General features: G+C 68.7%; 20 protein-coding genes. 10 read left to right on the forward strand and 10 right to left on the reverse strand.

Features of this window, described 5'->3' with window-relative positions; all coding sequences use genetic code 11:
• Positions 1-47: 47 nt before the first annotated feature.
• Positions 48-890 (reverse strand): hypothetical protein, encoded by an 843-nt coding sequence (locus tag ABZS29_RS18050; protein WP_355463251.1) that lies wholly within the window; start codon positions 888-890, stop codon positions 48-50.
• Positions 772-1,830, reverse strand: coding sequence for an EamA family transporter (locus tag ABZS29_RS18055; protein WP_355463253.1), 1,059 nt, complete (start codon positions 1,828-1,830; stop codon positions 772-774). The genes ABZS29_RS18050 and ABZS29_RS18055 overlap by 119 nt, the downstream gene beginning before the upstream one ends.
• Positions 1,831-1,869: 39 nt before the next feature.
• Here ABZS29_RS18055 and ABZS29_RS18060 point away from each other — a divergent pair, with 39 nt between their 5' ends.
• The 3 genes from ABZS29_RS18060 (at position 1,870) to ABZS29_RS18070 (ending at position 4,736) form a co-directional block, all read left to right on the forward strand.
• Positions 1,870-2,364 (forward strand): MarR family transcriptional regulator, encoded by a 495-nt coding sequence (locus tag ABZS29_RS18060; protein WP_355463255.1) that lies wholly within the window; start codon positions 1,870-1,872, stop codon positions 2,362-2,364.
• Positions 2,365-2,498: 134 nt separating this feature from the next.
• Positions 2,499-3,710 carry a hypothetical protein gene (locus tag ABZS29_RS18065; protein ID WP_355463257.1) on the forward strand — a complete coding sequence of 404 codons (1,212 nt, stop codon included), beginning with the start codon at positions 2,499-2,501 and terminating at the stop codon, positions 3,708-3,710.
• Positions 3,711-3,722: 12 nt separating this feature from the next.
• On the forward strand, positions 3,723-4,736 hold the full coding sequence (locus ABZS29_RS18070; protein ID WP_355463258.1) for a glycosyltransferase: 1,014 nt from the start codon (positions 3,723-3,725) through the stop codon (positions 4,734-4,736).
• On the opposite strand, the gene ABZS29_RS18075 is transcribed toward ABZS29_RS18070, so the two are convergent.
• Both ABZS29_RS18075 and ABZS29_RS18080 read right to left on the reverse strand, forming a co-directional pair.
• A complete protein-coding gene (locus ABZS29_RS18075; RefSeq protein ID WP_355463260.1) occupies positions 4,719-5,348 on the reverse strand; it encodes a hypothetical protein in 630 nt (209 codons plus the stop codon). The genes ABZS29_RS18070 and ABZS29_RS18075 overlap by 18 nt on opposite strands.
• Positions 5,349-5,993 (reverse strand): class I SAM-dependent methyltransferase, encoded by a 645-nt coding sequence (locus tag ABZS29_RS18080; RefSeq protein ID WP_355463262.1) that lies wholly within the window; start codon positions 5,991-5,993, stop codon positions 5,349-5,351.
• Between the two features lie 139 nt (positions 5,994-6,132).
• Between ABZS29_RS18080 and ABZS29_RS18085 the strand changes: the two genes are divergently transcribed.
• Both ABZS29_RS18085 and ABZS29_RS18090 read left to right on the forward strand, forming a co-directional pair.
• Entirely contained in the window at positions 6,133-8,643 is a 2,511-nt protein-coding gene (locus ABZS29_RS18085) for a YfhO family protein (protein WP_355463264.1), read from the forward strand.
• 122 nt (positions 8,644-8,765) lie between these two features.
• Positions 8,766-10,214: a glycosyltransferase 87 family protein gene (locus ABZS29_RS18090; RefSeq protein WP_355463266.1), complete on the forward strand. Its 1,449-nt coding sequence runs from the start codon at positions 8,766-8,768 to the stop codon at positions 10,212-10,214.
• 13 nt (positions 10,215-10,227) lie between these two features.
• Here the strand turns inward: ABZS29_RS18090 and ABZS29_RS18095 are convergent, their stop codons facing one another.
• Entirely contained in the window at positions 10,228-11,157 is a 930-nt protein-coding gene (locus ABZS29_RS18095; RefSeq protein WP_355463267.1) for a threonine/serine dehydratase, read from the reverse strand.
• Positions 11,158-11,272: 115 nt separating this feature from the next.
• Between ABZS29_RS18095 and ABZS29_RS18100 the strand changes: the two genes are divergently transcribed.
• Complete coding sequence (locus ABZS29_RS18100; protein ID WP_355463268.1) at positions 11,273-11,533, forward strand: WhiB family transcriptional regulator; 261 nt, start codon at positions 11,273-11,275, stop codon at positions 11,531-11,533.
• Between the two features lie 6 nt (positions 11,534-11,539).
• On the opposite strand, the gene ABZS29_RS18105 is transcribed toward ABZS29_RS18100, so the two are convergent.
• From ABZS29_RS18105 to ABZS29_RS18120, 4 genes are all read right to left on the reverse strand, one after another.
• Entirely contained in the window at positions 11,540-12,388 is an 849-nt protein-coding gene (locus tag ABZS29_RS18105) for a hypothetical protein (RefSeq protein WP_355463270.1), read from the reverse strand.
• 5 nt (positions 12,389-12,393) lie between these two features.
• Positions 12,394-13,683: a glycosyltransferase family 87 protein gene (locus ABZS29_RS18110; RefSeq protein WP_355463272.1), complete on the reverse strand. Its 1,290-nt coding sequence runs from the start codon at positions 13,681-13,683 to the stop codon at positions 12,394-12,396.
• 89 nt (positions 13,684-13,772) lie between these two features.
• Positions 13,773-15,029 carry a DUF2064 domain-containing protein gene (locus ABZS29_RS18115; RefSeq protein ID WP_355463274.1) on the reverse strand — a complete coding sequence of 419 codons (1,257 nt, stop codon included), beginning with the start codon at positions 15,027-15,029 and terminating at the stop codon, positions 13,773-13,775.
• Positions 15,026-15,676: a glycosyltransferase family 2 protein gene (locus ABZS29_RS18120; protein WP_355463276.1), complete on the reverse strand. Its 651-nt coding sequence runs from the start codon at positions 15,674-15,676 to the stop codon at positions 15,026-15,028. Before ABZS29_RS18120 ends, ABZS29_RS18115 begins: the two co-directional genes overlap by 4 nt.
• A gap of 124 nt (positions 15,677-15,800) precedes the next feature.
• Between ABZS29_RS18120 and ABZS29_RS18125 the strand changes: the two genes are divergently transcribed.
• The 3 genes from ABZS29_RS18125 (at position 15,801) to ABZS29_RS18135 (ending at position 18,374) form a co-directional block, all read left to right on the forward strand.
• A complete protein-coding gene (locus tag ABZS29_RS18125) occupies positions 15,801-16,499 on the forward strand; it encodes a response regulator transcription factor (protein WP_355463278.1) in 699 nt (232 codons plus the stop codon).
• A complete protein-coding gene (locus tag ABZS29_RS18130) occupies positions 16,496-17,638 on the forward strand; it encodes a HAMP domain-containing sensor histidine kinase (protein ID WP_355463280.1) in 1,143 nt (380 codons plus the stop codon). The genes ABZS29_RS18125 and ABZS29_RS18130 overlap by 4 nt, the downstream gene beginning before the upstream one ends.
• A gap of 271 nt (positions 17,639-17,909) precedes the next feature.
• Positions 17,910-18,374, forward strand: a complete 465-nt coding sequence (locus tag ABZS29_RS18135) for a hypothetical protein (RefSeq protein WP_355463282.1) — start codon at positions 17,910-17,912, stop codon at positions 18,372-18,374.
• A gap of 119 nt (positions 18,375-18,493) precedes the next feature.
• Here the strand turns inward: ABZS29_RS18135 and ABZS29_RS18140 are convergent, their stop codons facing one another.
• Positions 18,494-18,994, reverse strand: a complete 501-nt coding sequence (locus ABZS29_RS18140) for a hypothetical protein (RefSeq protein ID WP_355463283.1) — start codon at positions 18,992-18,994, stop codon at positions 18,494-18,496.
• A gap of 454 nt (positions 18,995-19,448) precedes the next feature.
• On the opposite strand from ABZS29_RS18140, the gene ABZS29_RS18145 reads away from it, so the two are divergent.
• Positions 19,449-19,883: a DUF664 domain-containing protein gene (locus ABZS29_RS18145; RefSeq protein WP_355463285.1), complete on the forward strand. Its 435-nt coding sequence runs from the start codon at positions 19,449-19,451 to the stop codon at positions 19,881-19,883.
• Positions 19,884-19,897 lie beyond the last annotated feature (14 nt).

The raw sequence follows: 19,897 nt of genomic DNA on the forward strand, positions 1-19,897 counted from the left end.
AAAACAGTTGGAGATCACCCTGAGTGCCCCCGGAGACCACCCTGGGGTCAGGTAGTGGCTTGCGCTTCGTAGAGCGGGGTGTTCTCCAGCAGATGCGGCACCCGCTCCAACCGGCTCAGTGCCTGCGCCATTGCCCGCTCGGCCGTGGCCTCACTCGGCAGCAGGCTCTCGAAGGCCAGCTGGCACGGACTGCCGGTTCTGAGCAGTTCGGCGTAGAACTCGATGTCCTCCAGGTCCACTCGCTCCTTCAGGAGCAGTCGCGTGGCCTTGCCGCAGCGCAGCAGACCTGCGGCGAACGTCTTGGCCGGAGGCGTCTTCACAGCAACGGCCTGGTCGGCCAGAGCCTTGAGGACGAAGTACTCCGCGCTGGCGGTCTTCTCTCGCAGGTAGCGCAGACCGGCGAGCTCGCCCGCGTCGTCGGTCAGGCCGCAGACCGCCCAGCCCGGCGGCACGATGAGCGCCTGCGAGGACGGGACGTTGCCCGGCAGCTTGATCTGTGGCGACAGGATGCCGCTGCCCGCGACCGCGGCCTGCGCGGTCTTGGCCGCGATGTCGGTCGGACTGGCGAACGGCGCCGGCAGCACTCGCGTGTTCCACTCCGCATCCGGTACGACGATCACTGCGAGGTTGCCGGTGTTCTTGAGCAGCAGCGTGGTCCGGGTGGCGTCAGTCGCCGCCTCCAGCCGGACCCCGTCCGCCGCGGTCGCCGCCGGAAGCCGACGGGTCGACTGCGTGCAGTCGACAGCTGCCTTCCGCGCTGTCGTCGGCTTCTTACTGGTTGTGGCCGGCTCCTGCGTCGGAGTGGGCGGAACGTCCTCGCCGACATACTCCGAACCGACTGCACTCGAGCACCCGGCAGCACCGAGCGCCAGGATCACTAGTGCGACCACTGTGGGCACGACTGCCCGACCGCGTCCCGCCTCCACGTTGTCCCCCCTGCATGGTGCCACCGCTGCCAGTGTCGCACCGTGCCGCGCCTGACGACAACGTCCACCGCACCTGGCCGAGGGTGATGCCGGCGAAGACCAGGGCGAGGCCAAGGATCTGGTTCGTCGTCAGCGACTCATCTGAGAGAACCAGACCGAGCAGTACGCCGGTCACCGGGTTGAGCAGTCCGATCAGACCGACCGTGGCCGCGTCGAGGTGGCGTAGCCCGGTGAACCAGGCTGTGAAGGCCAGTGCGGTGGCCACCACACCGACGTACGCGAATCCGGCGACGGCGGGGAGATCGAGAGCCGGCGGCCGGCCTTCGAAGAGCAGAGCGAACGGGATGAGCACAAGTCCACCGGCGATCAGCTGCCAGGAGGTGGTGGCCAGCGGGCCGTCGGCTCGGCCCCACTTCTTGGCGAGGACGTAGCCGCAGGAGGACATCGTCAGTGCAGCAACAGAGGCTGCGACTCCCAGCAGGTTGACTGAGCCACCACCTCCTAGGAGGAGGCAGACACCGGCGAAGCCGGCCACTGCCCCGACTAAGACAGGTGCGGTGGGCCGCTCGGCCAGTAGCGCCCAGGCGAACAGAGCCATGGTCATGGGGGCCGCGGACATGATCGTGGCAGCCACGCTGACCGGGAGCAGTTGCGCAGCCAGGTAGATGAGAGCGAAGAACGCGCCCATGTTGCAGACACCCAGCAGGAGCGAACGCCACCACCACACACCCCGCGGAAGGCGGCGTGCCACGGCCAGCAGCAGCAATCCGGCGGGCAGTGCGCGGAACACGGCGCCGTACAAGGGATAGCCGGCGGGGAGGTACTCGTGGGTGACGAAGTAGTTGGTTCCCCAGGCCACCGGTGCGATCGCGGTGACGAGCGCCCACCGGTAGGTATCTTCCATGGAAGACACTATATCTTCCCGGGAAGATATACTCGAGCCGTGGACCATGTGGCACGGATTCAAGCGGAGTGGCGGCAGGAACGGCCGGACGTCGACACCAGTCCGCAGGGGGTGATCGGCCGGCTGCACCGGATCGGTGCGTACCTCACTGGCGAGCTGACGCTGCTCTACTCGCGGTTCGGGCTCACCGAGGGCGAGTTCGACGTACTGGCCGCGCTGCGCCGCGCCGGAGCGCCGTACGAGCGAGCGCCGGGGGAGATCGCCGTCCACACGATGGTGACGACCGGTGCGGTCACCAAACGCGTCGACCGGCTCGAATCGGCCGGACTGGTGGTGCGGCGGCGCAGCGACGCCGACGGGCGCGGACGGGTGATCCGGCTGACCCCTGCGGGCAAGCGACTGATCGATCGCGCTTTTAGTGCCCATCTGGACAACGAGGGGCGTCTGCTCGGCGTCTTACCGCCCGACGAGGCGGCTCGTCTGGAGGAGATCTTGGCCACGTGGCTGGCCCGGATCGAGGACACGGCACAATAGGCGGGATAGAGCGTCACGGCGTTCCGGTCCAGCCAGGGCCTTGAGACCCGGTAACCTCCTGGGTGGCCGCACGCAGCAACCAGGAAGGTCAGCTCCACACCATGGGTTCCACTGTTTCTCCCGGGCGCAGGTCGATGCGCGCTCGTGTGCTCGCGATGCTGCCGGGCCCGGCCCGCAAGATCCTCGGGCGGGGCAAGCGTGCCGTGACCGAGGGTGGCAAGACCCTGGCCGCGAACGTCGACCGCAAGCGCCGGGAGGCGGCCCTGCCGCCGACCCCGGAGCCGCCGAAGTCCGAGGTCCGGTTGTTTGTCGGACCGGCCAACTTCGCCGGCCAGGGCACCACCTGGGCCCGGGCCGCCGAGCGCCACCTCGAGGGTGTCCAGGCCAAGAACATGCAGTACGCCGGTGGTGCGTACCGGTTCCCGGCCGACATCGAGGTCGAGCGCGAGCTGCTGGACGACCGGGTCTGGCAGGACCGCCAGGTCGAGTACCTGACCAGCGGCAACTACACCCACGTGCTGATCGAGGCCGGTCGCCCGGTCTTCGGTACCCGCTTCGCGCGGAACGCGGTCGGCGACGTGAAGGCGCTCAAGGAGGCCGGCGTGAACGTCGGCCTGGTCGCCCACGGGTCCGACGTCCGCCTGCCGAGCCGGCACGCCGAGACGCACCAGTGGTCGCCGTTCCACGAGCGCGACGACTTCTTCGTCCGGCTGGAGGCGCAGGCCAAGCGCGAGGGTCTGCTGTTCAACACCTTCGACGGGCCGACCTTCGTCTCCACGCCGGACCTGCTGGTCGACGTACCGGGCGCCAAGTGGCTGCCGGTCGTGATCGAGCCGGACCGCTGGGCCAACGACGAGCCGGTGCTCGAGCGGGAGCGTCCGATCGTCCTGCACGCACCGACCAACCCGCGCTTCAAGGGCACCGAGTACGTCGAGGCCGCGATGCAGCCGCTGCACGACAAGGGCCTGATCGAGTACCGCCGGCTCACCGACATCCCGAGCGAGGAGATGCCGGCCGCGATGGCGGGGGCCGACATCGTGCTCGAGCAGTTCGTCCTCGGCCCGTACAGCGTCACCGCGTGTGAGGCGATGGCGGCCGGCCGCGTGGTCGTGGTCAACGTCGACGAGGACGTCCGCAAGCACGTCAGCTCGGTCACCGGGCGCGACCTGCCGATCGTGCACGCCGACCCGACCACCATCGGCGAGGTCGTCGAGCAGATCGTCGCCGACCGCGAAGCGGCCCGGGCGGTCGCCGCCCGCGGCCCGGAGTACGTCCGTGCGGTGCACGACGGAACCATGTCCAGCGCAGTCCTCGGGACCTGGCTCACGCCGGGCGCGAGCAAGTAGAGAAAGCCACTCATGACCGACCTGCAGGAGTTCGCCGGCGTGGACATCGCTGTGATCGTGCCGTGCTACAACGAGGCCGTCGCCGTCACCAAGGTGGTGACCGAGCTGCGCGCCGCGCTGCCGACGGCCAGCATCTACGTGTACGACAACAACTCCACCGACGACACCGCGGAGCTGGCCCGGGCGGCCGGCGCGATCGTGCGCCACGAGTCCCGCAAGGGCAAGGGCAACGTGGTCCGCCGCGCGTTCTCCGACGTCGACGCCGATGTCTACGTGCTGATCGACGGTGACGACACCTACGACGCCTCCCGCGCGGGCGATCTGGTCCGGGTGCTGCTGCAGGGGCCGTACGACCACGTCGTCGGCGTCCGCAAGCACACGAACGAGGAGGCGTACCGGCCGGGTCACACCCTGGGCAACCGCGTCCTGACCGGTACCGTCGGCGCGCTGTTCGGCCGTCAGATCACCGACATGCTGAGCGGCTACCGGGTCTTCTCGCGGCGCTACGTGAAGTCGTTCCCCGCGCTCGCGCAGGAGTTCGAGATCGAGACCGAGCTGACCATCCACTCGCTGCACCTGCGGGTCCCGGTGGCCGAGCTCGCGATCGGCTACAAGGAGCGCCCGACCGGTGGCGAGAGCAAGCTGCGCACCTACCGCGACGGCACGCGCATCCTGCGCTGGATCCTCAGCGTCACCCGGCTGGAGCGGCCGACGCTGTTCCACGGCATCCTGGCCGCGGTCTTCGGGGTGGTGTCGCTGATCCTCGGCGTACCGGTCATCGTCGAGTACGTCGACACCGGTCTGGTGCCGCGGTTCCCGACCGCGATCCTGGCCTCGACGATGGGCATCGTCGCGATCCTGGTGCTGGCGGTCGGCTACGTGCTGGACGCGATCATGCGCGGTCGGCAGGAAGCGGCCCGGCTGGCCTACCTCCGGCTGCCCGCGCCGCAGACGATCGAGGCGGCGGCCGGTGAGCTCCCGGTCCCGGTCGTGCCCGAGGTCGCGGAATCACCCCAGGTCGTCTGAGCTCTCCAACTCTTCGCCCTCTGTCGCACTCGCGGCGGAGGGCGTCGTGTTTTCGGCCTGGAGCGCGTCCAGCTCCTTCCGCAGCGCGTCACGCTCGGCTGTGATCGCTGTCAGCGCCAGCTCCTGAGTACGGCGTACCAGGCCCTCGACGATGTGCTCGTCGACCAGCCGCAGCAGCGTCCGACCGGCCAGCGGCCCTGGCGACCGCGAACGGTCGAGGTAGGAGTGCAGCTCACCGACCTCGTCGTCGACCCGGCGGCAGATGAGGGCCGCGCCCCACTCGGTGTCCGCGAGCGGATGCGCCTCGGTGGCTTGCAGCCCGGCCGCCACCAGCGCCTGGATCACCGGACCGAGTGGCAACTCGTGGGGCGCCCACGGCAGCAGCAACAGCACCACCTCACCCGGTACGGCGTCCGCCAGCACAGCGGGCAGGTCGCCGACCGCGGCGGGGGATCCGGCCACGGTCACAGCCGTCAGCAGGTTGTCGGCCGCCGGAGACGGGGCGGTGTCGGTCACCTTCATCAGTGGCGGCCACGCGTGGTCGGAACCGGTGCGGTCGACGACTGTCCCGCCTTCGGGCAGCCAGGAGCGGACGAGTTCGTTGAGCTGCATTCAGAACACCCTTTGCAGGACGAGGAAACCGGTGGGCGCGCCTCGGAAGCCATAGGGGACGAAACGCTGCACCTGCATCCCCACCGGTTCCAGCAGGCTCTCGTACCGGTGGAGGGCGCGCGTGCGCTGGTAGAACGACCAGGTGCGGTCCACATCCGACTCGTGGTCCACCACCAGGAGCAGTCCGCCCAACCGGACCAGTGCGGCCAGATTCAGCACCGAGGCCTCCCACAACGCGTCGTCCATGAGGTGGAAGAGCACGTCGATGCTGTAGACCACGTCGTACAGGTACGGCGGATGCCACTCGGCGAGCGGGGACAGGTGAAAGCTGCTGTTGCCGCTCGCGGCAGCACGGCACAGCTCGATCGCGTGCTCGCTGACGTCGATTCCGTCGACCGCATGCCCGAACCGCGCCATCGAATGCGCGAACCAGCCCTTGCCGCACCCGGCGTCGAGGATGCGTAGCGGCGCGGCGGGCTCGGTCCGGTCGCCGATGATGTCGAGCAGCCGCCCGAGCCGCACCGCGTAGAAGATCTCGTTGCTGAACTCGTCGTATCCGGCGTCGCCGCCGGACCGCAGCGCACCGAGCTGCCGGTGCCGGCGGTCCCAGTGCTCGATCGTCTCGTCCGCTCCGAGCTGCTCCACGAAATCACCCTACCCTCGGTGCGAACCGAACAACCTGACCCTCTGTTACGCTCCTGCCACTGGCCGTCTGCCCCGCGCCACGAGTACGACGATGACGGGGGAGCCCTTGCGAACGTGGCGAGTTCCGCGCTGGGTCCCAGTGCCGGCGGCCGCTCTGGCGGCTGCGGCGACCTTCGTCGCGTCGGGCATCATCCGCGGGACGTACCCGTTCGGTGCGCTGCCGCGGAACACCAACGACCTCGGCCAGCAGTTCGTCCCGATGCACGCCTACCTGCGCGACCTGCTCACCGGACAGGCGCCGGGTGACTTCGTCCTGAACTGGTCCAGCGGGTACGGCGTTCCGTTCATCGGCGACTTCATGGGCTACCTCGGAACCAGCCTGTCGTGGCTGGTGCTGCTGTTTCCGCGCGACCGCATCGACCTGGCGCTGTACGTGATCGCGGCAGCCGCGATCGGAGCCGCGGCGGCCGCGATGACGGCGTACCTGCGACTCCTGCGGCCGACCGGGCCGGTGTGGCTGGCAGCGCTTGCTGGAGTGTCGTACGCGACGTGTGGCTGGGCGATCGACGACGCGGCGTACATGACCGAGTGGTTGAACGGTCTGATCGCCTTTCCGGTCATCTGCCTGCTGTGCGAGTGGATCTGGCGCAAACGCTCGCTGACAGGGCTGGTGGTGACGCCGTTCGTCGTCGCGCTGCTGTGGATGTCGCACTTCTACACCGTCTACATGGCGACGCTGGGTGCGGCTGTGGTCGTGCTGGCGCGGGTGCTGTCCGATCCGGCGGGTGGGAACTTCGGGCGCCGGGTCGAGGGTGGCTTCCGGTGCGTGGTCGGAGTCGGTGTCGGGATCGCACTGGCGGCACCACTGCTGTTGCCGACGTACTGGTTGGTGCAGACGGCGACTCCGAGTCCGGACGAGGTGTTCACGCCGCTCGGCTGGACAGCATTCCTCTCGCGCCTGTTGCCGGCGTCTGAGGGCGTCGGTACGTCGCCTGGGCTGGCTGTCGGCACGCTGATGCTCCTGCTCGCGTTGAGCTTCCCGTTCAACCGTGCGGTGCCGCGGCCCGAGCGGTTCGTCTGGACTATGTTCGTGGTGCTGACCGCTGTGAGTCTGCAACTGCAGTACCCGCACAAGGTGTGGCACGGGTTCGACTCTCCCAACGGGAGTCCGTATCGGCAGGCATTCGTCGTGGCCGGCATGCTGGTCGTGCTCGGGTGGCTGTCGCTCGCGGCCGGTGTCCGGAACCTCCTGGCGGTGGCACTGCCGCTGGTGCTGGTCGGCGCGCTCTATGCGCAGGTGGCCGACTTGTCGACGATCACGCCGACCACGCGGGACGTCGTACCGGTGGTTGCGGGAGTCGCCGTACTGGCGTTTCTGCTGACGCGCTGGCGTCCAGGGAACTTGCAGTGGGTACGGCGGATCGCGGCCGGCCTGCTGATCGGCGCTGTGCTAGTGGAGACCACGTTGGCGTCGGTGGCGATCGACGAGGCCCGGTCGAAGTTCATGCACGACTACCAGCCGTGGGGCGCCAGACAGGAGTCGATCCGGGCGCTGGTGCAGTCGGTCGACGACTGGCCGCAGCAGCGCGTGTCCGCGAGCCAGTACACGACTGTGAACGATCCGATGCTGATCGGCGGACAGGGCGCGGAGTACTACACCAGCACGATCCAGCAGTCGCTGTCGTCGGCACTGGTCGATCTGGGCTTCGGCTACAGCTCGTACGGTCGCGCTCCGATCGATCCGAAGAACCCTGTCGTCGATTCGGTCTTCGCTGTCGGTGCTCGGGTGCAGGAGGGGCCCCGTGGGGTGTTCACGTTGACGAAGCGTCAGGTGAGCCCGCTGGTCACGTTGCGGCCCGAGAAGCCGTGGGAGTCGATGGATCCGGGTTCGTTCGGCATCCAGGAGACTGCGCTGGGTGCTGACGTCTACACCGTCCCCGAAGTGCAAGTGCATGTCACCAAGGGCGTTACGGCGGCACAGCGGGACTGGGGCGTCGGTGTCCGGCCGCTGCCGGGTGCCGACGACCCCGTGGAGCTCAGACTGACCGCCTCCTGCCAACCCGGGGACGGCGTCTACCTGCGGGCGCCGGAGTTCGTCGGTGACGTGATGATCAGCGGTGACGGCTGGCGGCAGGTGCTGAAGCCGTCTGCGAAACGCCCGGGGACCTATACCGGCGCTCCAGTGCTGTGGGTGGGCAGGGTGCGACCGAACGGCGTCGCCGAGGTCCGGGTCCGGGTGTCGGTGCCGACGAAGCTTCCGGTGGGCGCTATCGGCTGTCTAGACCCGGAGCGGCTCACAGCAGCGGTCACTGCGCTGCAGGACAGCAAGCCGGCCGAGATCGAGGTCGGCGGTCACGACGTCGAAGCGCGGTTCGCCAAGACCGGACAGGCGCGCACCATGGTCATGGGCGTCGTGAACGCGCCGGGCTGGCAGTGTTCGGTCGACGGCAAGGCGGCCAAGCCACCACAGTCGCTGTCGGGACTGATCGCCGTACCGGTGGGGCCGAAGGCGCGCAGGGTGTCGTGCAGCTACGTCCCACGCGGTCTGGAGGCCGGACTGGTGCTGGCGACCGGCGCACTCGCCGTCCTGTGCGCGCTGGCGGGCATCCTGATGGTCAGCAGAGCTCTGAACGAGCGGCGCACGCCCTGACGTTTCGGAGAACCTCTGGCGGGTCGGGCGGCGTCCTTCGGCGTGGGGGTGGTGTTGCCCCGAACGCGGGGTGGGTAACCTGCCCTGGTCGTTGGCTGATCGGATAGGAGATGATGCCGACCGTGACCGAACACCGAAGCCAGCCCAAGCACGACCGGCTGCCGCCGTCGGAGGCCGATCCGGCCATCGCTGGGCTGACCGTCGGGCTCGGTGGACGGTCCGGCCGGTTCGCCCGGCTCAGTTCGTCCTGGTGGACGCCGCTGCGGATCGCACTCGCCGTCTGCACGATCACCTTCGCGCTCGGAGTGCTGCAGAAGGCGCCCTGTATGGACGCCGGCTGGGACCGGCAGAGCTGGCGGCCGTTCAAGGCGCTGTGCTACTCCGATGTCGGTTTTCTCTACCAGGAGCGCGGATTTGCCGAGGGCAACCGCCCGTTCCTGGACACCGGCGACTATCCGGTGCTGGAGTACCCGGTGCTCACCGGCGCGTTCATGGAGGTCGCCGCACAGCTGACCTGGCTGGTCACCGGCGACCCGAAGAAGGACCTGACCGACGAGCAGAAGCGCGACACCGCCGGGGTCTTCTTCGTCATGAACATCGTGCTGCTGTTCCTCTGCGCGCTGCTCACGGTCGGCCTCACGGTGGCGACGGCGCGTGGCGTCGCCCGCAGACCGGGCGCGGCCCGCGGTCAGCCGCTGGACGCCCTGTACGTCGCTGCCGCGCCGGTGCTGGCGGTGACGTCGACGATCAACTGGGACCTGTTCGCGGTCGCCCTCACCGCCGGGGCGATGTTCGCCTGGTCACGCGGTAAGCCGATCTGGTTCGGCGTACTGATCGGGCTGGGGACCGCGGCCAAGTTCTATCCGTTCCTGTTGCTCGGGCCGCTGCTGATCGTGTGCCTGCGCGGTCGCAAGCTGTGGCCGTTCGTCCAGGCGCTGGTTGCTTCGGTGGTCGCGTGGGGTCTGGTGAACGCGCCGATCTACCTGCTCGCGAAGGAGCAGTGGCTCTCGTTCTGGACCTTCAACGACGAGCGCGAGAGCGACTACGGCTCGATCTGGTACGTGCTGAAGCTGGCCAAGCACGAGGTCGCCGATGTCAACCAGCTCAACATCGTGATCTTCGCCGGTCTCTGTCTGTCGATCGCCATCCTCGGGCTGATGGCGCCCAGACCGCCGCGCTTCGCGCAGCTCGCGTTCCTGGTGGTCGCGGCGTTCCTGCTGATCAACAAGGTCTACTCACCGCAGTACGTGCTCTGGCTGCTGCCGCTGGTCGCCCTGGCCCGCCCGAGACTGCGGGACTGGCTGATCTGGCAAGCGTGCGAGATGTTCTATTGGATGCTTGTGTGGATGCATCTCGCCCAGTTCCTGCAGCCTGGCAATCCTGACGTGCCGGACCGCATCTACTGGTTGTCGGTCATCTTGCGGATGGCCGGGACGTTGTGGCTGATGCTGGTTGTGGCCCGGGACATCCTGCTGCCCGAGAAGGACCCCGTGCGGCAGGGTGACGTGGTCGATGATCCGAGTGACGGTGTGGTGTCCAGGGCGCGGCCTCGGGAGCTCGCGCCCGCCTGATCCCTGCGGGTGGTCAGAGGTTCAGCTTGGCGACGTCCAGGTTGCCGCCGCTGACCACGGCAGCGGTCACACCGCTGAGCTCGATGCTGCCTTCCAGCAACGCCGCGAACGGCGCTGCGGCGGCCGGCTCCAGTGCGAGCTTGGTGCGTGACATGACGAGCCGGGTGGCGGTTCGCAGGGCGTCCTCACTCACCCGTACGACGTCGTCGACGTACTGCTGGATGAGCGGGAAGTTGCGGGTACCGCAGATCGGGGCGGCCAGTCCGTCCGCGATCGAGCGGGCGGTCGGTAGCCGTTGCGGTTCGCCGGCGGCGAGACTGCGGCTGACGACGTCGGCCTGCTCCGGCTCGATGCCGATCACCCGGATCGCCGGCTTGAGCAGCTTGACCGCCAGCGCCACTCCCGAGATCAACCCGCCACCACCGACCGGGACGAGCACGGTCTCGAGGTCGGGCCGGTCCTCGAGCAGTTCGAGCCCGAGGCTGCCGTGGCCGGTGATCACCAGTTCGTCGTCGAACGGATGAACACCGGTCAGATCGCGCTCTGCCCGGATCCGCTCGTACGCCGCCAGCAGGTCGCCGTCCACCAGTTCGACTGTGGCGCCGTACGCGCGTGCCGCCTCGATCTTCGCTGGTACGGCGGTGGTCGCCATCACGACGGTCGCCGGGATACCCGCATCCCGCGCGGCCCACGCCAGGGCTCCGGCCGCGTTGCCCGCCGACACGGTCACGACACCGCGCGCACGCTCCTCTGGGGTGAGCTGCAGCAGTTTGGTGAGGAGCCCGCGGACCTTGAAGCTTCCGGTTTTCTGGAACAGCTCGGCCTTGAGCACGAGCTCGCCGCCGAACTGCGCGTCGAGTGCCGACGAACTGATCATCGGGGTCCGGTGGATGCGACCGCGGAGCTGCTCGGCCGCGGTCCTGATCTGCTCGAGTGTGGGCATGCTCCGACCCTATGTCGCCTGCTCGCCGCCGTTTAAGTGCAGTAAGTCGGTCGACAAACGATCGTATCCTGAGACGCGGCCCGGAGGGCGCTCCCGGGGATCTACCGTCATGGTCATGAGACCGATGCTGACCGTGATCGTCGATCCCAGTGACCGTTGGATGGACCGTGCCGCCTGTAGCGGGCAGGCCGGCGCGTACGACGAGACCGCGAGCCGTTTCGAGCAGCGCAAGGCGCGCGAGCTGTGCCTGACCGCCTGCCCGGTGCTGAACGAGTGCTACGAGTGGGCGCGCCGGACCCGCTACACGGGAACGGCGGCCGGCCTCACGTTCCTCGACGGCCGCCGCCGCGGTCACCCGGAGTCGGCGGCCAGCTGAGGGCTCTCAGAGGCGCGCGGCGATGGTCTTGACCAGGTGGTCGGCGGCCGACGGGTGCTCGGGGATGAACAGATAGGGCTCGATCAGCTCGAGCTCCATCAGCAGGAACCGGCCGTTGACGACGACGCCGTCGACCCGGGCGTAGATGGGCTGGGAAGGCGCCGCGGACAGCGCGTTCTCGGCACTCTCCAGGATCGCCGGGGTCGGCTCCTCGAGCGTCGACTCGCCGCCGAACATCTGCTGCACCCGGTAGTCACCAGCTGCCGGGCGCTTCACGACCGCGTGGCTGAACTCGCCGCCGAAGTACAGCAGTGACCACTCGCCGTCGGTCTGGATCTCGGGCAGGAACGGCTGCACCAGGTACACGTCGTCGGGCAGGTCCGTCATCGCCTGGTCCAGCTCGGCCGAGCCGGCCACGCCGCGGACGGTGTTGAACGCAGCCCCGCTCACGGTCGGTTTGATCACGATCTGCTGACCCTCGAGGCCGGCGACCACCTCGCGCAGGCACGCGCCGGCCGCGACCTGCGACGGCACGATCGCGACACCCCGCTCCCGCAGCTCGAGCAGGTAGCGCTTGTCGCTGTTCCAGCGGACCAGGTCGGTCTCGTTCAGAACCAGTACGTCGGCCTTGTCCAGCAGCCCGAGCCACTCGGTGAACTCGACCTGCCGCTTGTAGTAGTCCCAGACCGAGCGCAGCAGCACAGCGTCGAACCCCGACCAGTCGATCGAGGAGTCGGTCCAGACCGCCGGGACAGGCTCGAGGCCGGCGGCGCGGAAGGCGTCCAGGAGCGGGCGCTCCTCCGGCAGCAGCTCGGGCCAGTCGGCCGAGGTCGCGATCGCGATGCGTTTGGTCACGCTGCTCAGTGTTGGTTGGCGGTCAGGCTCGCGTCAAACTGCTTCTCGGCCATCGAACGGTGACGCACCGTAGCAACGCTGGCAACCACGGCTGCGGCAGCCAGATAGATCAGTCCTTGCCTGCTGTCGTGCCCGACGGTCGCATAGGCCAGGTACGCCGCCAGCGGCACGACGATCCATTCGGGCCGCCGGGAGAGCGCTGCCAGGGCGAGCAACGGCAGTCCGTACCAGGGGTAGGTCGGCGTGGCGATCAGCAGTGCAGCGCCGTACAGCCAGCAGCAGGTGACAGCCAACGGCTCGCGGCCGCGGCGCCGGAACGCCAGCACCGCGAGCGCTCCCGCGACGAGAACGGCGACCACTTGCCGTGCCTCAGGAGGCAGCAGGAGCGAGAAGATCGCGAACCGGGTGCTGCCGTCGGAGAACCCTTCCTGGGTCAGATAACCGGGCAGGAAGCCGAGAACCAGGGCGCCGGACGCGACGACGTACGGGATGTAGCTCGCGACAAAGGTGCCGAGGGCAATAACCGACTGCCGGACCCGAAAGGCGGGCACCAGCAGCAACGGCAACAACTTCACGCCGGCCGCGGCGCCCAGCAGGATCCCGGCCAGCCGAGGTCGTCGAGCCGCAACCACCACGGCGGCCGTGATCAGCAAGGCGCCAAGAACGTCGACGTGAGCAGCGCTTCCCGCCTCCAAAACGACAATCGGTGACCAACCCCACAGCGCCGCCCACCGCTTGTCGCGACTCGTTGCGGCCAGTAGCCAAGCGAGCGCGACCGCCAGCAGACCGGCACCGATCTGCAGCCCAAGCGTTCCCGCTGACCACGGCGTAACGGCCGCGACGACAGTGAAGTACACCTGCGCGATCGGCGGATAGATCGTCGGCACCTGCGGTCGATTGATCCGAGTCCGCGGGTCATCCGCAGCGAACGCCGCCACCTCCGCCGGATCAGTGGGAACGCGCGGGGGAGCGCTGACCCCCGATCTCGCCGCGGGCGACAACCCCGGAAACAACACCGGATCGCGCAACTCGGCCAACGCGTCATCCAGCGGCACGTGCCCGTACGGCGAGTGCCCGGCCAACTGCACCCGTCCGTCCCACACGTATCGATAAGCGTCCGTACTGGTGATCGGCGCATGCATCACCCCAGGCAGCTGACACAAGGCAGCAACCACCACCACGGCCGCGACCCCCAGTCCGCGTCCGAACCGCCAGATCCCACCAGCCACCACCAAACAGCCGAGCACCAGCAGCACGTTCGGCCACCACGACACCGCATGCGCCCAAATGGTCACGACGGAAACGCCAACAGCAAGCCCACACGCCACCCATCGCCCCGCCTGGGTGCGTCGCGCCGGTGGCCTGCTGCTCTCGGTCGGGTTGCTCATGCGGTGCGGCGCAGGGTGAGAAAGGCGCGGTGTGGTGTCCGCCAGTCCTCGATCGGGTGCAGTGCGGTCGTGCGAGCATGCCTTAGCAGCGTCCGGCTACCGATCCTTGCCCACGGCAACGGGACTGATCGACGTCCTGTTGAGCTCCGCAGCACGATCGGCGCGGTGTCGTCGAGATCGTCGTCCGGATCCACCTCCACCAGCACCAGACCGTTCGGCCGCACGAGCTCGGCGCACCGCCGCAGCAGATCAGCCGGATCCCCGCCGATACCGATATTGCCGTCCATCAACACGACGCTGCCCCACCGCCCCTCAGCAGGCAGCCGATCCTGCACCGGCCGCTGCAACGCCGCCGCGCCGCGCGATGTGGTCAACGAGACCGCCTGTGGCGACACGTCGACACCAAGCGCCGGAATCCCTTGCTCAGCAAGCGCCGTCACGATCCGCCCCGGCCCACATCCGATGTCGAGCACCGGCCCCTCACATCGGCTCAACGCGAGCCGATCGACCTCGTCCGCCGGTGACTGCCATCGATCCAGCTCGGACAGCGACGAGAGCGTCCGCCCATCGATGCCGGTAGCAACGACCCGCGCCGTACCGCCGAGCGCCTGGTCGAACAGCAAGGCCGGATGCGCCGCGTGCTCCAACCTCCGGAACAACCGCGACATCCGCAGCGACGGATACTCCGCCGCGATCGCAGCCGCATCCCACGGCGTGTCCATGTCTCGCAACGTCGGCAACAAAAGAACGCGCTTTCCCAGTCTCTCCAAGCGTCGCAGCTGATCCCGCCCGGTGTGTTCGGTCGACATCGGTACGCCGATCAGCGCCTCATCGTCGGGTTCACGGAGCCCGAGGCACCAGTAGCCCCCGTCCTCGGTCAGTCCGAGCACAGCGTCGTACCCAGGCCAGTTGAACCCCAGCAGTTCGGCCGGCAGCTGCGGTGTGTCCATCCCGACCAGCAGCATCGGCGATCCGTCGAACGAGTCCGCGAAAGCTGCCGCCAATCGCTCGTCCAGCCCGCCGCCCCGCTGCTCGATCACCTCGAACCCAGGCGGAAGCCACGCCCCCGGCTGCCCTTCGAGAACCAGAACCCGGCGCGCCGCCGACGCTGACCGAACCGTCGTCAACGTGTCGATCAGCGAGGCACGGGCGAGCGCAGCGGCCTCCCTCGGCGTGAACTCGGTCTGCAAGCGGGTCTTCACCCGGCCGGCCACCGGTTCCTTCGCGATCACGATCAGCGTCCCCGCGGTCATGCCTTCAGCACCTTCGACATGTCCAGGACGGCCCGCGCGGCACCGAGCGGCGTACCGGTGACCTTCGAGCGGCCGGAGCGAGGCAGGTAGTCGACATCGACCTCGGCGATTCGCCAGCCCGCGTCGGCAGCGCGGACGACGGTCTCCAGCGGATACCCGGACCGGCGATCGGTCAGCGAGAGCTCCAGCAACGCCGTACGGCGCGCCGCGCGCATCGGCCCGAGATCGCGCAGCACGACGCCGGTACGCCGCCTGATCCGGCGCGACAACTCGGCATTCGCCAGCCGGAGATGCCAGGACCAGGCGTCACGAGAGACCGCTCTCCGACGGCCGACCATGAGATCCGCGGTCCCCGCCTGAATCGGCGCGGTCACCCGCACCAGCTGGCGCGGATCCAGCGACGCGTCGGCATCCATGAACGCGACCACCTCCGCCTCCGCCGCCTCCAGCCCGGCGTGACACGCAGCGCCGTACCCGCGGATCGAACACCGGACGACGGTCGCACCGAGTTCCTCGGCCAGTTCGGCCGAACCATCGGTCGAGCCGTTGTCGACGACAACGGCTCGGACACCGGCCGGAAGCCGCGTGAGTACCCAGGGCAACGCCGCCGCCTCGTTGAGGCAGGGCAGTACGAGATCGACAGCCACCCTTCGACCGTAGGGAAGATCGGGCCCTCCGGGCGGCCGCCGGCGGCTACGGATCCCTTACGGTGAGCGCTCTCCGGGCGGCCGGGTCCAGCGCCGAGGCGTCCGGACGTCCTACGCTCTGACCGTGGCTACTCGTGTGCTCGTCGTCGATGACGACCCGACCGTGTCCAACGTCGTCTCGGCGTACCTGACCAAGGCCGGGTACGACGCCCGCGTGGTCGCCGACGGCGTCGCGGCCGTCGAGGTCTGGCAGCAATGGAAACCGTCGGTGGTCGTCCTGGACGTGATGCTGCCGGGCATGTCCGGCCTGGACGTGTTGCGTCGCATGCGCGCGGCCGACGACGGTGCGGCGGTGATCATGCTCTCCGCGCGCGGCGAGGAGGAGGACCGGCTGGTCGGCCTCGAGTTCGGCGCCGACGACTACGTGGTCAAACCGTTCAGCCCGCGGGAGCTGACTCTGCGCGTCCAAGCGATGCTGCGCCGCGAGGAGCGGCTGGCCGGCCTCGACCTGACGCCGACCAAACTGAGCGCCGGCCCGATCACCATCGACACCGCCGCCCGGATCGCGTTGCTCGACGGGAAGGCACTCTCGTTGACGCACCGTGAGTTCGACCTGCTCGCCTACCTGGTCTCGCACCCTGGCAAGGCGTACACGAAGGCCGAGCTGCTACGCCGCGTCTGGGGCTGGGACTTCGGCGACTCCTCGACCGTCACCGTGCACGTCCGCCGGCTCCGGGAAAAGATCGAGGCGGACCCGTCCGATCCCCGGCTCGTCCTCACCGTTCCGCGCACGGGCTACCGGTTCGCGGGGGAGTCCGAATGAACCGCGACACGATGACGATCCTCGCGCTGACCACCTTGTGGACCTTGGTGGTCGCAGTGATCGGCGGCGCGATCCTGTACCAGTTCCGCCGGCGATCCCTGCGCGTCACGATGATCGTCGCCGCGCTGGCCCCGATGGCCGCGGCCCTCGCCGCGGTGCTGCAGAGCGTGCGAGCGATGTTCATCTCCGAACACGACTCGTGGGTGGTCCTCTGGACCCTCGCCTTCGCGGCGCTGCTCGGGCTCGGTATGTCGGTATTACTCGGCCACTGGATCAGCGCGGGGTCGCGTGATGTCGGACAACGGCTACGCCGACTCGGTACGACGTACGAGCCGTCCGATCGCCTCACGGGCGCCGTACCGGCGGAGCTGGCGGCGCTGACCGACGAGCTCGAGATGACGCGCGAGAAGCTGGCCGCGTCCCACGCCAGAGAGCGCGCTCTCGAGGCGAGCCGGCGGGAGCTGGTCGCGTTCATGTCGCATGACCTGCGGACTCCGCTCGCCGGACTGCGTGCCGTTGCGGAAGGGCTAGAGGACGGCGTGATCGACGACGTACCGGCTGCGCTTCGGCAGATGCGGTCGACTGTCGACCGCATGACCGGCCTCGTCGACGACCTTTTCGAGCTGTCGCGCCTGTCGGCCGCCGCCCTGCCGCGCAAGCGATCCGCGGTAAGCCTGCGCGAACTGGCCGAAGACGTGGCCGGCGAGAACGGCGAACACGCCCGAGCCTCAGGAGTCGACCTCACCGTCTCGACGCCACCAGGCGACGACCGCCTCGCCGTCCAAGGCGATCCCGACGAACTCACCCGCGCCGTGACGAACCTCGTCGGCAACGCCATCCGCCACACAGTCCCCGGCGGTACCGTCAAACTCCTCGTCGACCGCGAAACCGACGGCCGCGTCCGCCTCGCCGTCACCGACGGCTGCGGCGGCATCCCCGCCGACGACCTGGACCGCGTCTTCGACATCGGCTGGCGCGGCGACGAACAGCGCACCCCCGCCGCAACCTCAGGCGGCGGCTTGGGCCTGGCCATCGCCCGCGGCGTAGTCGAGTCCCACGACGGCCAGATCGGCGTCACCAACATCGACGGCGGCTGCGCCTTCCAGATCGAGCTCCCGCCGGTCCCCGCCAACACCTGAAGCCTTGTATATAAGAGGTTCTGAGCTCGGAGACTGACTACCGCAGGTTCCGCGACCGAATGGCGGCTACTCGCGCCTACTCGGCAGCGAGTTCACTGATCCGGCGCGGCCCGCGAGCCCGTGAGCCCGCGCCGGCCGCGCCTTCCAATTCTCCGATGCCATGGACGTGAATCTGGCCTCATATCGCGTCTATTTGACATTCATCCCCCATGTATCTCATCCTTGTCACGTAATCACCGGATTCTGCCGGGATACATCAGGGGAGGACGCCATGAGGATCGAATTCGACACTGACAACGCCGAGGACGTCGCGAAGGTACGTGCACTGCTCGGACTCACGGCCGACGCGCCGGCCGCCAACGGCGACACACCAGACTACGAGACCTACGTACTGGGGCACGGCAACGAGCCGTCCCGCCGCCCGCATATGGTCTCGTTCATCAAGCAGACCAAGGCCAAGTACGGCTACACCTCACACGTGCAGGAGAAGTCGGATCGCGTCACGCTGCGGATCGGCAGCACCCCGATGATCTACGTCTACACGTCCGGCCGGACCCTGTTCCGGATCCAGGATGGACGGAAGATCCCGGCAGCCGCCGAGTCCTGCATCAGCCCGACGTCCGAGTCCGACAAGGAGCTGGGGTGGGCCTACACCGTCTACCTTCTGACGGAGGACCACCTCCGCGCCGCACTCGCGCTGGCCGAGATCACCCGCACCGACGCAGTTGGCTCGTAGCCCGATAGGGCCCGCGCCGGTCGTTCCCTCCCGGCCCTCGCGAGGGGAGCACAGCTTGCCCCCGGTCCCGACCTCTCGGGACCGGGGGGCACGTGCTGTCTACGGCGCTGGCGTCACCGTCACCTGACGGATCGCCTTCGTCGGATTCGGGACGCCGACTCCGAACTGACCGGAGGTCCGCAGCGCCACCGAGTCCCGCTCGTAGGCGGGTGCGTACTCGCGGCTCGGGTGATGGTGAGGTCCTCCGCGACCACCCAGAAAACCTCGGCCCGGTCGTAGACCAGCGCCTCACCAGCGGCCAGCGACGGGACCGCGACCACGTCCAGGCCGTTGTAGCGGGTCAGGCCGTCGCGGTACACCGGGTAGCCGTTGGCATCGATCCGGCCCTCCTCCTGCACGACCGCGACCGGGTCGAGCGCGAGCGTGGTCGGCGTACCGCCAGCGGCCACAATCTCGCCCTTGGCGACCATGACCGCATCCCACAGATCCGTATCGGCCGCCGCCTCCGGCGCGACCGAGAACACACCCTGGGGGTTCGGTGCGACCCCGTTGCCGTGCAGGAGGCCATCATCGAGTCGGCGGGCGAAGAAAGCCTTCATCACCCGCTCGACCTCGGACACCCTAGGTCGATCCACCGCGGACCGACTCCGCCGCGCTGGCCAAGCTCATCACCTGGAACACCGCTGCCCACGCCTCCGGCACCAGCACGAGCGCCGGCGCCAGCATGAGTGCCAGGGCGAGAGGCGCTGGCTACCTCCCACTCCCGGCGTACCGGCGTGGGCCGCCCCTGTTGACGGGGTGGGCAGGTTGGGTCTCGGCAGCCGTCCGACTCACGAGCGGCCGGGTTGGCTTCCTGCAGCCAGTACCCCACCGTAACCCGACGCTCGCCGCCGCCCGCGAAGCTCTCCGAGCCAGGCTCACCTCATTGGTCTCCGATCACACCGACCCCTGGGCAGCCAACGCCAGCCCAGCAGCCGGACCGTAAACCCCGAGTCTTCGGTCGTTGGATGGTTTGGCTGGGACCGCATGGTGGTGGCGAGGATGTAGCGGACGCTGGGCGGTTAGGGTCGTGGAGTGACCCGTGAATTCCCGCCTGCCACGGCTGATGAACGCGAGATGCTCACAGGCTGGCTGGACCGTCAGCGGGCAACGGTCAGGTGGAAGTGCGCGGGCCTGTCGGAAGAGCAGGCCGAACTGGCCGTGCTGCCGGCGTTGCCACGGATGACCGTAAAAGCCTTGGTGGGCAGCTTCCTGGGCGTCCAGCAGGCAGGCGAGGCCAAGGATCCTTTCAAGCTTTCAGAGCCGCCTGATGTCCGTCTCGATCAGCTGCTGGATGAGTACGACCAACAATGCGAACGCTCCCGCGAGATCGTTGCTGCGCACCAGCTCGATGAGCTCGAGGCTTGGGCGCCGGAGGGGATCGAGCTCGTGTCGCTGCGGTGGATCATCACGCATCTGATCGAGGAGACTGACGCCACCTCGGTCACCTCGACGCCATGCGTGAACTGATCGACGGCACCACC

Source organism: Kribbella sp. NPDC005582 (genome assembly GCF_040605415.1).
GTDB lineage: Bacteria > Actinomycetota > Actinomycetes > Propionibacteriales > Kribbellaceae > Kribbella.